Annotated in this window: 10 protein-coding genes; 4 read left to right on the top strand and 6 right to left on the bottom strand. The window is 42.0% G+C overall.

Features of this window, described 5'->3' with window-relative positions:
• Positions 1 to 35: 35 nt before the first annotated feature.
• The 3 genes from L4D12_RS08310 to L4D12_RS08300 form a co-directional block, all read right to left on the bottom strand.
• The gene (locus tag L4D12_RS08310; RefSeq protein WP_428447358.1) at positions 36 to 191 is read right to left on the bottom strand and encodes a hypothetical protein; all 156 of its coding nucleotides are present in this window, start codon (positions 189 to 191) and stop codon (positions 36 to 38) included.
• A gap of 184 nt (positions 192 to 375) precedes the next feature.
• Positions 376 to 2,295: an EAL domain-containing protein gene (locus tag L4D12_RS08305; protein ID WP_428447357.1), complete on the bottom strand. Its 1,920-nt coding sequence runs from the start codon at positions 2,293 to 2,295 to the stop codon at positions 376 to 378.
• A 167-nt stretch (positions 2,296 to 2,462) separates the two neighbouring features.
• Complete coding sequence (locus tag L4D12_RS08300) at positions 2,463 to 3,770, bottom strand: GGDEF domain-containing protein (RefSeq protein WP_428447356.1); 1,308 nt, start codon at positions 3,768 to 3,770, stop codon at positions 2,463 to 2,465.
• 291 nt (positions 3,771 to 4,061) lie between these two features.
• On the opposite strand from L4D12_RS08300, the gene malE (L4D12_RS08295) reads away from it, so the two are divergent.
• Together malE (L4D12_RS08295) and L4D12_RS08290 are read left to right on the top strand one after the other, a co-directional pair.
• Positions 4,062 to 5,243, top strand: a complete 1,182-nt coding sequence (gene malE / locus L4D12_RS08295) for a maltose/maltodextrin ABC transporter substrate-binding protein MalE (protein ID WP_428447448.1) — start codon at positions 4,062 to 4,064, stop codon at positions 5,241 to 5,243.
• 96 nt (positions 5,244 to 5,339) lie between these two features.
• On the top strand, positions 5,340 to 8,159 hold the full coding sequence (locus L4D12_RS08290) for an amylo-alpha-1,6-glucosidase (RefSeq protein ID WP_428447355.1): 2,820 nt from the start codon (positions 5,340 to 5,342) through the stop codon (positions 8,157 to 8,159).
• A gap of 114 nt (positions 8,160 to 8,273) precedes the next feature.
• On the opposite strand, the gene L4D12_RS08285 is transcribed toward L4D12_RS08290, so the two are convergent.
• The 3 genes from L4D12_RS08285 to malK form a co-directional block, all read right to left on the bottom strand.
• Positions 8,274 to 8,456: a hypothetical protein gene (locus L4D12_RS08285; protein ID WP_428447354.1), complete on the bottom strand. Its 183-nt coding sequence runs from the start codon at positions 8,454 to 8,456 to the stop codon at positions 8,274 to 8,276.
• A 139-nt stretch (positions 8,457 to 8,595) separates the two neighbouring features.
• Positions 8,596 to 9,471 carry an alpha/beta hydrolase gene (locus L4D12_RS08280; protein WP_428447353.1) on the bottom strand — a complete coding sequence of 292 codons (876 nt, stop codon included), beginning with the start codon at positions 9,469 to 9,471 and terminating at the stop codon, positions 8,596 to 8,598.
• 64 nt (positions 9,472 to 9,535) lie between these two features.
• Complete coding sequence (gene malK, locus L4D12_RS08275) at positions 9,536 to 10,645, bottom strand: maltose/maltodextrin ABC transporter ATP-binding protein MalK (protein WP_428447352.1); 1,110 nt, start codon at positions 10,643 to 10,645, stop codon at positions 9,536 to 9,538.
• Between the two features lie 611 nt (positions 10,646 to 11,256).
• Here malK and malE (L4D12_RS08270) point away from each other — a divergent pair.
• Positions 11,257 to 12,438 carry a maltose/maltodextrin ABC transporter substrate-binding protein MalE gene (gene malE, locus L4D12_RS08270; RefSeq protein WP_428447351.1) on the top strand — a complete coding sequence of 394 codons (1,182 nt, stop codon included), beginning with the start codon at positions 11,257 to 11,259 and terminating at the stop codon, positions 12,436 to 12,438.
• A 66-nt stretch (positions 12,439 to 12,504) separates the two neighbouring features.
• Positions 12,505 to 14,088 (top strand): maltose ABC transporter permease MalF, encoded by a 1,584-nt coding sequence (gene malF, locus L4D12_RS08265; protein ID WP_428447350.1) that lies wholly within the window; start codon positions 12,505 to 12,507, stop codon positions 14,086 to 14,088.
• The last annotated feature ends 4 nt before the right edge of the window (positions 14,089 to 14,092 follow it).

Raw genomic sequence — 14,092 nt, 5'->3', positions numbered from 1 at the left:
ATAGCCGCTATTACTCAGCGGCTATATGCATACAATTAATCAGAGGATTGAGTACTTGAGTGAGATTCACTGGCGATAAAGTAAGGCGTACACCATCCGCGGTCTTGTATGTACCAGGTGCAGTGTCCAGACGCTATTGCGACATTAGCAAAGAATAAGCTGGCAGCGATAAACAATGCTTTTAACTTCATTTCTTTTCTCCTGTTCAGACTGAGAACTGAATACAATATTTTGTGATGGATATCACAAATCAATATCAGTTGAGTTAATTCTAGTCATAAATTAATTTTCTGATACTGATTTTTATTGGTACCTAGTGGGTATAGATCGCACACAGTGAAGTCGCTACAGGGGATCGTCTGTAGCGATATGAGTCTAACCGACAGCTGTTAGTGGTGTAGGCTGATGGATAAGAACACCTTGAAGGTAATTAATACCGAGATCCATTAGTAACTGTTGTTCTTCAGGTTTCTCTATAGACTCTGCCACAATGTCGATATTTAATTGAGCTGTAATTTCGCGTAAGTGGTTAATAATATTGGCCTTAATAGGGTCGATATGACAGTCACTAATTAATGAGCCACTGATTTTGACACAGTCAATAGGCATTTTAAGTAGTTGATCATAGCTCGCGTGGCCTGAACCAAAATCATCAAGTGCGATGTGAATACCTCTCTCTCGTAGTCGCTCTAAATTTTTATGTAGCACTAGAGGATTCTCAATGACCCCTGTCTCAACAATTTCGATACAGATTTTATTGAGTGGCAGTGTTAAGTTTTCGGCAATGGTGAATAGTTCATTGATAGCAAAGGTTGAACTGATGAAATCTGGTGATAAATTAATCGCTGCGTAATGAAAACTTTTGGTTGGTAGTGTGTGAATATATGTGAGCGCTTTTAGTACAATGTGTTTTTCTAGCATCTCAATACGTCCCAGTTTTTGCGCATATTGAAACACTAAATTTGTATTTAATTTGTCACCATTGATAGAAAATTCGGATAATAATTCAAAGCATTGCAAATTAGTATTATTGATGGCTTGGTAGTTTTGTCTTAGTAGTTGGATATTGTCATCATCTAATTGTTCAAGAAAAGCTAGGTAATTATCAAACTTGGCATTATCACAATTGATGAGTGTATCTGAGGCGAATTTATCGACAATACGCAAATTTACATGCAGTATATTGACGGCCTGTGTAATATTACGTCCTTTCTTACATCCACAGTAAAATACTCTATCTACGTTAAAATTAGTATTCTTTGCCAATAATTCTCTATTGATGCCTTGTGGTAATTTTTCTAACCTTGAAATTGCACGCATATTATTTTCAATGATGATTATCAATGCGGATATATCGTATAGAATATAACTATGCTGATAAAAATCAGTATTATTTTTAATGTAAGTTGCAATATGTTGAAGTATATTATCCCTTTTATTTATTGGGAACATAAAAACAGAGGATAGGTCAATAGCCGCTACAAGGAAATCATTTCTTGTACTGGTGTCATGATTGAGCTTTTGATATGTCCCAAAATGACTTTGGTTATCAAAATATAAGTGCTTTGTATAACGTGCTGATTCTTTTCTCTGTGACATTTTGTAGTCTAACATAATATAAATAATCAAAGAGAACATGAAAAACAAGCTGAGTTTTGTGTTTAAATCAGTCAGTTCAGAGGATAATCCATTATTGAATAAAAGGTTATAGCCAATAATTATTAGTATGATTTGCGTTAATTCTGAAAAGTTTAATGCAGCCAGCATAACGAATGGAAGAAGAATCATATATGTCACATATGAATATTTCACTTCTTTAGCATAAAATAGAACGACAAGAATGCAGGTTATAATTATTATATTATATAATAAATTCGATTTAGATATATCACTTAATGTCCGCAGTGCGGATTTAATATCTTTATGTGTATTAATCCCATGCAGAAATAGCACGGTTATTGGCGCCGTTAGCAGTACACCTATTGCATCGGTTAAGCATAAATTTAACGCCTGAGTGATATTGAAATCATTAGGGGCTAATATTGCAAGAATAAAAGAGCTTATACCCGGGATGAAAAACACATAGTAGCAAAATGCTATCTTATCTATATGAAATTTGTCTTTTAATGTATCGATAAGAGACAGAGAAAACATCAGTAGTGTTGTGACTAATACCGAATAAAAAATACCAACGCCACTATGGCAAAAATCAAGGACACCATAGTAAAACAGTAAACCCAAGCAGAGACCGACGATACCGCTTCTACCGTATAGGTAGGTTACTGCAGACATCATCCCAGCTGTGACGGATATGATTTGTACGATCTCATTCTTCTGGTAAGTTGCTTGCCCATTTAGATAATAGGATATATAAAAACTGAATATGATTAGAATAAATGAAAAAAACATATAGAATAACTTATCAAGTAAGTTAGTCTGACGAATTGAAAGATAATAGCTAATCATGCGATAGTAACTCGGTTCCTGCCATGAAATTTTGATTGGTACAAAGCGGCATCGGCACAAACATAAGCATTTTTAAAGGTTGTATTAGTATTGGATATACCGCCAATTGAAATTGTAACATCTAAGCCAGCAATTGGTTCATTCGCAATTGATTCACGAATTTGTTCTGCTTTATCGTAAAGCGCACTGCATGAAATATTATTAAAGCAGATAATGAATTCCTCACCACCCCAGCGAACGGCTATATCCGTATTACGTATTTTACTCTGGACTCTACGAGTTAATTGGCTAATAACTTCATCACCTTTTTTATGGCCATAGGTATCGTTAATATTTTTAAAATGATCGATATCGATGATAAGCATTGAAAATGTTGTCATTTTGTTTAGTCGTTGCTCATAGTAATCACGGCGATAAAAATTTGTCATTTTATCTGTTTTCATTGATTTACCATGTCGTTTCATCAGGCGTGAGAATAAGTTAAACATAATCGCTATCATTAATGAGGGTACTAATGTCTTTTGCATGATATCAATATAACTAATCCCAATGACGATAGGGTCTTTATCTGAGCAAGGTAATAAAAAAGATGAGCTCTTGATATTATTACTATTGTAGTTATTAATAATTGTAAAATTGTCAGTGTTAAATTTACTAATCAAGTCTGATATTTGTGATTCTTTTATATCAATAGCCAATAGAGAAAATAAACGTTTTTTTATATATATAGGGTAATAAATCGTTCTAATGAATTCATTGGTCATATCTTCATGATATGCATCAGACAGTTTTATATTACAGCCGTAAAAATATTGATAAGTATCTTTGAGTTTTTCATCGATCATAATCCGTTGCATTACAGAATCATGATAATAGTTATTGAATGCTTCTGCATAAGACGGTCGTAATGGCAAAAAATGTGAATAATTAGCTGGGTGCTCAAAAACAGCGATGGTCCATATGTTATTTTTTGCGATGGTATTTAATTCAGAATGCAGTAAATCAATCCCTGTTGAAAGTAATTTTACATCGCTATGCTTACGAACCATGATACTGACATTATTATTGATATACGTCCCTTTATCTCGTCGAACGCTATTGGCATTATTATAGAATGATGAAAATCTTCGACTGGTTGAATATAACTGATTGTAATTGGCAATTATTTCTTTTTCGAGTGGATTAATAAGCATGATGTTATAGGCTTGATAGCTAATTGTAACTATCAAGAACGTAAATAGGCAGATTTTGAAAAATAGATATATCTCTAATTCTTCAATTAGCCGTTGAAGTTTTTGCGTCATTTATGTCTGCTTATTATCTGTGAAGCGGGAATATTACAAAATTTGATTTGTATGTCAAATGAGATTGTTTATTGTGTGGATGAGTGATATTGCTTGATTGTAAGTGGTTTTAGTTTGCGATGAATGTTGGTAATCGGTTGACGTGATTCGTGGATGATAGCCCTACAAAATGTGCGTAGTTTCACAGAGTGGCAATGAAACATCGCAGGGCGTAGGCGAAAGGAGGATGCTCATCTGAGGGTGGAGGAGGAAAATAATAGACATTAATTAGAACAACAATGGACTGAAATGATGAGACGCGTAACGAAATCTTTTGCTCTTTGCACTCTGGCGGCTTCACTGGCTTTCCCAATGGCGGCTTCGGCTATGCAAGAAGGTGAAATTCTCATTTGGATTAACGGTGACAAAGGCTATGAAGGTCTGGCTGAAGTGGGTCGCCAGTTTGAAGAAGAGACTGGGGTGAAGGTGAATGTTCAGTACCCTGATTCGCTTGAAGCTAAGTTTCAGCAAGTTGCTGCAACAGGTGGTGGTCCAGATATTATTTTCTGGGCTCATGACCGATTCGGTGGTTATGCCAAAGCTGGGTTGTTAGCAGAGGTAAAACCATCGACTGAGTTTAAAAATAAATTGGTGGATTTTAGCTGGGATGCAGTGACCTACGATGGAAAACTTGTCGGTTATCCTGTTGCGCTGGAATCGCCATCACTGATTTATAACAAAGACTTACTGCCTGTATCACCCAAAACTTGGGAAGAGTTGTATTCCATCGAGAAAGAGATGGCTGCAAAAGGTAAAAAAGCCATTATGTGGGATGTGAAAAATGCCTACTTTACTTGGCCGATGATCTCCGCAAACGGGGGGTATGCCTTTAAGAAAACCGCGACAGGCTTCGATGGTAAACAAATCGGTGTGAATAATGCTGCTGGTGTGGCGGGTTTAAGCTTTTTGGTCGATTTGGCCAATAAAGGAGTGGTGAACCCAGATATGGATTACGCGGTATCTGAAGCGGAGTTCAATAAGGGTAATGTCGCGATGACCATTAATGGCCCTTGGTCATGGGGTAACCTTGAGAAGTCAGATATTAACTACGGCGTTGCTGTCTTCCCAACATTAGCGGGTGGGACGTCGAATCCTTTTGTTGGGGTATTAAGTGCGGGTATTAATTCGGCCAGTCCAAATCAGGATCTCGCGGTTGAGTTTCTTGAAAATTACCTGATCACAGATGAAGGTTTAGCAAGAGTTAATAATGATAAGCCATTAGGGGCGGTAACCTTGAAATCGTACCAAGCTGTATTGTCAACAGACAGCCGCATTGCTGCGACGATGACCAATGCTGAGAATGGGGAGATCATGCCAAACATTCCTGAAATGACAGCCTATTGGTTCGCGGAAGGTGCCGCGATTGAAAATGCCTTATTAGGTCGTCAGAGTGTTAAAGAAGCGTTGGATACGGCTGCGGCACAAATCCGATAATGCAGTAATTAATATCTTACTTAAATTATGCGCAACTCTTTTATCAGGGGTTGCGCTTTTTTCTCAAAATAATAAATCGTTCAGGTAAGGAACATCATGAGCAGTATGGATTCGGCACCGTTTAATGAGTCGCTGTATGTGAAAGGTACGTTTAACGGCTGGGGTGATGATACACCGATGACCTATATTGGCGGTGGTGTATATCAGGCTGTTCTTTGCCTGTCAGCGGATGCGCATAGTTTTAAGATTTCTGATCAACAGGGTAGTGAAGGATTATGTTTTGCTGCAGATAAATTTAAAGCCGTTGATTGTCGATTGGATCTCTCACAGGTATTAATTCCCGCAAAGGGAATTGGCAATGACTTGGTATTCCATGCTTCAGAAACAGGGCTCTATACCATAACACTGACAGTCAGTGATGCGTCATTGGCAATGATGATTACTCATGGCGGCAATAATAGTGAAGTGGAGGAGTTCCCAAGCCGCTGTACGCAGTTATTCAACGTGCAAGCGGGCTATGACCGATTAGTTGGGAATGGCAATAAGGTGCTTGAACCTGAGCAACTGTTTGAGCAGCTAGCGATTAGCGCTCAGCACAGTGTGCCGTTTGTGTTTGGTGATAACGTTGATGGTTATTATGAAGGCAATACTCATGCTTTTGTTGCCGCTGGCAAGTATCGTCATAAGCAGGGATGGTATTTAGGCACTTATGCATCGTTTACGGATGGAACGTTGAATGACCGGACGCTTGCCAGTCATGCGGACTTATACCCTTACGGTGTCACCCATCATTATGATCAGGCTAGTAATGGCACTCGTAGCCGAGATACATTGATGTTGTTTTCTGGCTTGCACTCCGGTCGTCGCTGTGCTGCGATAAAGGTTGAGTCGTCACAACCTGCAATGCTGTCAATCGCGCCACAGCTTAATCTTGCGATCAGTGCATCGGAGATCACGCCTTTTGCTAATGGTGTGGTCTATGCGATAGCACCTTCATTGCGCCAACAAGGTACACCGTCTTTCATTGCTTTGTGCGCAGATAAACCTTTCTTGTTTGAAGAAACAACGTTTGCTGCTACGCCCGCTTTGCAAGAGAGTGTATTCTTCAGCGGACACCATGTGAAGCCGCTTTTGAGCTCACAGCAGCCAGAAACCAGTATGACTTTGTATATGGCGTTTGCTGAGACAAAGGCCGAAGCAATCGCCTATGCCAATGCCATGCTGGACACTGATGGGGTGACGTGTCATTTGCAGCAGGTGTATAACATGCTGACACACTCCTACCTTTGGACCTCAGATCTTGAGTATAACCGTGCACTTATGTGGGCAAAAGCGTCGGGAAAAGTGTTTGTATCCAGCGAATATGGTAAAGGGATCTGGGCTGGTTTGCCGTGGTTTAAGGATTGTTGGGGGCGGGACTCATTTATTGCGGTGCCGGGGATCACTCTGGTGAATGGGGATTTCGACGATGCAAAAAGCATTATTGATAATTTCGCCCAGATGCAGTTACAAGATAAAACCGATGTGAACTATGGTCGGATCCCTAATCGGGTAACTAGCATGACCAATATGATTTATAACACAACCGATGGTACCCCTTGGATGGTACGTGAAGTCTGGGATTATTTAAGGTATAGCGGTGATAAAGCATATGCTAAGGCGATTTACCCGGTGGTACAAACCTATATTGACGGTATTGATAGGTACTATCTGGATGCTTATGGCTTAATGACCCACCGAGATCCGGATACCTGGATGGATGCCAAGCTAGAAGGACGTCTACCTTGGTCAGCCAGAGGCGATCGGGCTAACGATATTCAGGCGCTGTGGTATACCAGCTTGGTGGTTGCGGTTGAATTAGCCAAACTTAACGGTGATATGTTGAGTGCAGAGCGTTATCAGCTAATGGCGAATCGTGCTCGTGAGAGCTTCCAGCTGATGTTCTGGGATGGTGATCAGCAATTATTGGCAGACCGTTTATACGCTGATAATCGCCGTGATTTACAGGTACGTACTAATCAGTTAATGACCTTAACTGTACCGTTTGAAAATGCGCTGCTGGATAAGCAGGTTGGAGCGAAAGTGGTGAAAAATGCGGTCAGTGAACTGTTATTCCCTTGGGGGGTCACATCGCTGTCGCAGCAGGATCCGATATTCCATCCTTATCACGCGAATAGAGATGAATATCACAAGGATGCCGCCTATCATAATGGTACGATTTGGGGCTGGAATGCAGGCTTCACGGTATCAAGCCTGATTGAGTATGGCTATGCGGATTTTGCTTATCAATTAACGCAGAACCTGGCTGATCAAATATTGAATATCGGTCATCGTGGCACCATGAGTGAAAACCTCGATGCCTTCCTGAATGATAATGGCGAGCGAACCACGACGGGGACATATGCACAGGCATGGTCCGTTTCTGAGTTTACCCGAAATGGTTATCAGGATTACTTAGGCTTCAAACCTGAGCTATTGGACAATAAAGTGACGTTGTCACCTTGTTTGCCATCGCAGTGGCAATTTTTTGATGCACAACTGCGCTTTGGCCAATCCAATTTGCTAATCGTGAGCTATCAGCAACAAGGTAGTGCACAAACATACCAACTCGCCTATCAGCAGCCTGACGATATAAATATTGAACTGGTGCTTACGGCAGCCGATAAATCGAAACATAAGATGACGATCACGGCGTCGCAGTTACCCGCTTTCATTGTGTTTGAACCAGTTAGTGCGAAAGGCAAGGTTAATGGGGTAGAGATGGCATTAGAGTGTGTTCAGCCTAGCTTTGAGTCAGTTATTGGAGAACTAGTATTTGCTCAGCCTGATATCAGTCGGTCATTCCCGGTGCTTAATGGTCAGCATGTATTGCAGCAGCAGGTTGAACAGGCGGGGCTGGAGTCTGCCGTTGACTAAAGCCTAACGCCTTGTGTTTAAATGAAAAAGCGCTGTCAGTTAATCAACTACAGCGCTTTTTATTTGTGATTGGTTGTTGGTTCAAAGTGATAGGATTCGGAGCCAGTGACAATGTCAATCATCATCCATAAAAGTACGTCCTTCCAATGAATAGGGCTCATTGTCATCGTATTCGTTGTGTTCTCCTCTCAGGTGTTTCAATTTAGCTTCGAGTGCTTTTGCTTCCTGATAGTTACCTTCGTTATAGGCAAGGTCGATACGTTGTTCTATATCCTCAATTCTGTCATGGCTGCTCATGTAATGATCCTCCATTTCAAGAAATCATGGCTCAGAAATCACGGATGGAGAATTATGCGTTATTCCTCTTCCGTACAGTTGCTGCCCATTTCTGAGTGTAGAAAGGGATCAGGCAGTATTCCAGCATAAACCACGATGGTTATGCCAACACTGAACTCATAAAAAATTGTTTTAGCATGTTTGGAAAACGCATAGCCCAAGCACTTTCACTGTGGATACCGCCATGATCGATTAACAATTCACACTGTAATAGTGGTGAACAGTGCTGAAGTTGCTCGGCCAGCTCAACGGCGAAATCATGATAGAGGGCAGGGAATTCGGGATTGTCAGGATCGCTCGTTTCATTTGTTCCTATATCCATATAAATTTCAAGAGGAAGGTTGATATCAGCCGCCGCAATGAAGTTTATCATTGGCTGTCTGGCGAACCAGAACGCAGGAGAAAAAACACCAGCCTTTGAGAATACAGATGGGTAGCGTATAGCCGCGTATAAGCTGATCAGCCCCCCCATTGAGCTACCGGTAATGATGGTATGCTCACGCTGTGGCTTAGTCCGGTAATGGGCATCAATATAAGGTTTGAGGGTGTCGACTAAAAATTGACAGTATTGATGGCCCTCACCACCTTGCGGTATCTGAGCATCAGGCCAGCTTGAGAGGGCCATGATAGGTGCGTAGGGCCAAGGTGAATATTCATCACGGCGGCCGATATAACCTCGCTCAGGGCTACAGTCGATAGCGACAATGATAGCACCTGTAAACGCTGAGTTGTGTTGCAGATCATCAAGTTGTTCACCTGCCTGCCAGCTCATTCCTGCAATACACAAGGATGGTTCAAAGACATTTTGGCCATCATGCATGTAGATAACGGGGTAGGTGTGGTGACTGTCTTTATAGTCGACGGGCAGATAGATTCGTACGGTGCGGTAACGATTTAGCTGGGGAATAGAAAAGTTATTAATGATGACCATGCGGTTGGGATCATAGTTTTTAATTTGAGGGTCAAAGTGTCTCAATTATACGGCTCCTAAATGGAAAAAGGCGCTGTAAATACAGCGCCTTGATAATGATGGTGTGTACTTATACACCAGGTTCTTGGTACAGGCGGCGGCAAGCCTTACCATCACTGTGGAACAGGTGACAACGGTGTGCCGGAATACCAACTTTGAATTTATCGCCAGCTTCAATGTCTATTGTGTCAGGACGGCGGTAGATGAAATCAGCATCAACGTGGTCAAGGTTGATATAAGCTTGTGTTTCATAACCCAGCTTTTCGACCACTTGAATTGTCCCTTCGACACAGGCATCTCCTTGTTCACAAGGAACAAGATGCTCAGGCCTAACTCCCAGAGACATACGATCACCTTTGGTGACTGTTGTACCGTCGACAGGGATCCAGAAACTGGTTCCGCCAGCCATTTGAACCATAACACGCTCATCTTCCACTTGTTCAATGAACACACTCATGAAGTTCATTTTTGGTGAGCCAATAAAGCCTGCGACAAAGCGGTTTTTAGGGTAGTGGTACAGCTCCAGCGGTTTACCGACTTGTGAAACATAGCCACCATCAAGTACCACGATTTTTTGTGCCATGGTCATTGCTTCAACTTGATCGTGGGTAACATAGATCATGGTTGAGCCGAGTTGTTTGTGCAGCTTAGCTATCTCTATACGCATTTGCACACGCAATGCGGCATCAAGGTTAGACAGCGGCTCATCTAGCAAGAAGACTTTAGGTTGTGAAACTAATGTTCGACCAATGGCGACACGTTGGCGTTGACCGCCAGATAACGCTTTGGGTTTTCTATCTAGCAGATGTCCCAACTGAAGAATTTCAGCAGCATGGTCAACACGGCGTTTGATCTCGGCTTTATCTGCTTTAGCGAGCTTCATACCAAACGACATGTTATCGAATAGGTTCAGGTGAGGGTAGAGTGCATAAGATTGGAATACCATGCCTACGCCACGTTCTGAAGGCGGGACATCATTCATACGCTGATCGCCCATATAGAGATCACCGGAAGTGATATCTTCAAGGCCCGCGATACAACGAAGAAGGGTAGACTTACCACAGCCTGATGGACCGACAAAAACAACGAACTCGCCATCAGCAATATCGAGATCAACGTTCTTGGAAATCAGGTTATCTCCATATGCTTTACATACATTTCGTAAAGTGACACTCGTCATTGAGTCTATTCCTCTAAGTTTGTTGTTACCTGCAAGACCCCATAGTATTCATGGATTTCTTGACGGGTAAAGAATTTGTATAGCTGAAATGCATAAAAAAATGGGTAGCAACATTCATTCAAGTGATGGAATGAAGTGCTACCCTGACTCAATTTACTTTATTTACTTCCCCAAGAAATAAAGCAGTACTGTCGTCTTTAAAAGTGGTTACTGAAAAAGCTGCTTGTGGCAGTGCAGTATTAGCATCTTCAACTACCCCGTTGGGTATGTTTGTATTTTTGCCTAGAACAACAGCAACAACATCATCCCAGTAAAAAAAGATGAAGGTGGATGAGGGGGGGAGGAGTACTTGGATCACACTTTGTAGGTATAGGGGCTGATAGGGAAATTTAATACAAGTACCATGTGCGCTGTATCACAATCATGGGTCGATATTAGATCTGCATCACTACGTGAATCGACGGAGATCACGCTTTCAACTTATAGGAGGTGGGGGCGTAGTACTTAGGAGGATGCTATGACGCTGATACTGACGGATGATACACCTTGAAAGTTGTGTTGCAGATACAGATCTGGTGTACACCCTATAACAATCATGAAGGATGTTAACAATGAAGAAAGTCCTCACCACCACCGCACTTTGTACCCTTATTGCTTTAGGTTCAATGTCAGCTCATGCCGCCATTGAAGAAGGCCAGCTAACCATTTGGATTAATGGCGATAAAGGCTATAACGGATTAGCTGAAGTTGGAAAGCAATTTGAAGCTGACACCGGTGTCAAAGTCACTGTTGCGTTTCCTGATAACCTGGCAGAGCGTTTCCCTCAGGTAGCGGCTGCGGGGGATGGACCTGATATTGTTATGTGGGCTCACGATCGTTTTGGTGGCTATGCAAAAGCAGGTTTGCTTACCGAGATTCACCCAAGTAAAGAGATGAAAGATAAGATCATCGACTTTACATGGGATGCGGTGACATATGATGGCAAACTGGTGGGTTATCCTATTGCCGTTGAGGCGCTTTCTCTCATTTACAACAAAGATTTGGTTCCTAGTCCACCCAAGAACTGGGAAGACATTGCTGCGCTGGATAAGCAACTTCAAAAAGAGGGTAAGAAAGCCATCATGTGGAACTTACGTGAACCATTCTTTACGTGGCCAGTAATTACTGCCGATGGTGGTTACGCCTTTAAATATACCGCTAATGGCTACGATGTGAAAAATGTGGGTATTAATAATGCCGGCGCCAAGCATGGTATGAGCTTCATTAAATCGCTGGTGGATCAGAAGGTGATCTCACCGGATATGGATTACAGCATTTCCGAAGCAGAATTTAATAAAGGCAATGTTGCTATGACAATCAATGGTCCATGGTCATGGAGCAACATTGACAAGTCGGGTATTAACTACGGTGTAACGCTACTACCTAAATTGAATGGTAATGCGTCTAAACCTTTCGTTGGTGTTCTGACTGCCGGTATCAGTGCCGTTTCGCCTAACAAGGATTTAGCCGTTGAGTTTATTGAGAACTATCTACTGACCAATGAAGGCTTAGCAAAAGTAGATGGGGATAAACCGCTTGGTGCCGTCGCGCTGAAATCATTCCAGACGGTGCTAGATAAAGATACCCGTATTGCGGCCACCATGGATAACGCAATGAACGGTGAAATTATGCCAAACGTTCCACAAATGGCAGCGTTCTGGTATGCACAAGGTAACGCAATTCAAAATATTGTTGATGGCCGTCAGGGTGTTGATGATGCGCTAAATTCTGCCGCCGCACAGATTCTTAAATAACTTACCAATTGGGGAGAGATGTCTCTCCCCGCTTTATTATTGTCATTTTGCTAGCAAGGAGCTGAGATGCAGGCAGTTCAAGGTGCAGAGTTTTTGGGTTCGCCTAAAGAAAGCTCTAAATTAAATTATCGTAAGTGGCTAAAATGGTCACTACTTGGAATAATTGGTACGGTTAACGGTTATGCGACCGTGTTGATGTACGCTCAAGGTGAAATTCCTTTTGCTCTTCTTACCGTTGTTCTAACCGCACTTGCTCTTTATATTTTCGGCAGCAAGAAAACTTACGCTCAGCGTTATATTTACCCAGGTATTGCCGGGATGATCATGTTTGTCATCTTCCCTTTGATTTATACCGTAGGGCTTGCTTTTACCAATTACAGCGCTTCAAACCAACTGTCGTTGGAGCGAACTCAGTCTGTATTACAACAGCGGACATTTTTATCAGGTTCAAGCTATGGCTTCGATCTCTATCAGGTTGATAACGGATATCAGTTAATCATCAAAGATAACGGCGCGCTATTAGCTTCAGATGTGTTTGATCTTAATAATCCACCGTCTGATAAGTCGATGGCCCTGCACCAAGTTGATGCGACACTGGGCAAGAAAGCCGTTATCAAAACGATCATCAAAAACCGCAGTAACCTCAGTACAATTGAGCTGACGATGCCTGATGGTGCTGAAATTCGAATGAGCGGTCTTCGTAAGTTCGCGGCAGAGTCGGCATTGTTTACTCTGCAGAAAGATGGAGAATCGCTACTTAATAACCGTACAGGTCAGACCTTCAAGCCGAATATGGAGATTGGTTATTACCAACCCGTTGACGAAAAAGGGTTTTTTATCGATAAGCCTATTTCGCCAGGATTTGTGGTGGGAGTGGGTGGTGCTAACTTTGAACGAGTGATGACAGATGACGGTATTAAAGAGCCTTTTGTTGGTATCTTTGTCTGGACCATTGTCTTTGCCTTCCTTGCTGTCGCCTTGACGCTAGCGCTTGGTATGGTGCTCGCTTGTATCGTCCAATGGGAACCATTAAAAGGTAGCGGTATCTACCGTGTGCTGCTAATTCTTCCTTATGCGGTGCCGTCTTTTATCTCAATACTGATCTTCAAGGGTTTATTCAATCAGAGCTTTGGCGAAATCAACATGCTGCTTGAAGCGATGCTTGGGATCAAACCATCGTGGTTCTCTGATCCGGTGATGGCTCGAATTATGGTGGTACTGGTTAATACTTGGCTAGGTTTTCCATACATGATGATCTTGTGTATGGGGTTACTAAAATCCATTCCTGATGATTTGTATGAAGCGTCAGCCATTGATGGTGCAGGGCCGATCCAAAACTTCTTTAACATTACATTGCCAATGCTGGTTAAGCCGTTGACGCCACTGCTTATTGCAAGCTTTGCTTTCAACTTCAATAACTTTGTTATGATTCAATTGCTAACGGCCGGTGGCCCGAATATGGTAGGGACGTCTGAGCCAGCAGGTTATACCGACTTACTCGTAAGCTATACCTATCGTATCGCTTTTGAAGGCGGCGGCGGTCAGGACTTCGGTTTGGCGGGTGCGATTGCGACAATTATCTTCTTGTTAGTCAGCGGCATGGCGCTACTTAACCTGAAATTTACCAATACTAAGCTTGAGCAGGACTAAGGAG

The organism is Photobacterium nomapromontoriensis, assembly GCF_050336815.1.
Taxonomy (GTDB): Bacteria; Pseudomonadota; Gammaproteobacteria; order Enterobacterales; family Vibrionaceae; genus Photobacterium; species Photobacterium nomapromontoriensis.
This window is presented reverse-complemented; position numbering and strand designations above follow the sequence as displayed.

Bases quoted from the DNA above. Each gene is read 5' to 3' on its own strand.
- L4D12_RS08305 (WP_428447357.1), bottom strand. From the start codon at position 2,295: ATGATGTCTGCAGTAACCTACCTATACGGTAGAAGCGGTATCGTCGGT.
- L4D12_RS08290 (WP_428447355.1), top strand. From the start codon at position 5,340: ATGAGCAGTATGGATTCGGCACCGTTTAATGAGTCGCTGTATGTGAAA.
- L4D12_RS08300 (WP_428447356.1), bottom strand. From the start codon at position 3,770: ATGACGCAAAAACTTCAACGGCTAATTGAAGAATTAGAGATATATCTA.
- malE (WP_428447351.1), top strand. From the start codon at position 11,257: ATGAAGAAAGTCCTCACCACCACCGCACTTTGTACCCTTATTGCTTTA.
- malE (WP_428447448.1), top strand. From the start codon at position 4,062: ATGAGACGCGTAACGAAATCTTTTGCTCTTTGCACTCTGGCGGCTTCA.
- malF (WP_428447350.1), top strand. From the start codon at position 12,505: ATGCAGGCAGTTCAAGGTGCAGAGTTTTTGGGTTCGCCTAAAGAAAGC.
- L4D12_RS08310 (WP_428447358.1), bottom strand. From the start codon at position 191: ATGAAGTTAAAAGCATTGTTTATCGCTGCCAGCTTATTCTTTGCTAAT.
- malK (WP_428447352.1), bottom strand. From the start codon at position 10,645: ATGACGAGTGTCACTTTACGAAATGTATGTAAAGCATATGGAGATAAC.
- L4D12_RS08285 (WP_428447354.1), bottom strand. From the start codon at position 8,456: ATGAGCAGCCATGACAGAATTGAGGATATAGAACAACGTATCGACCTT.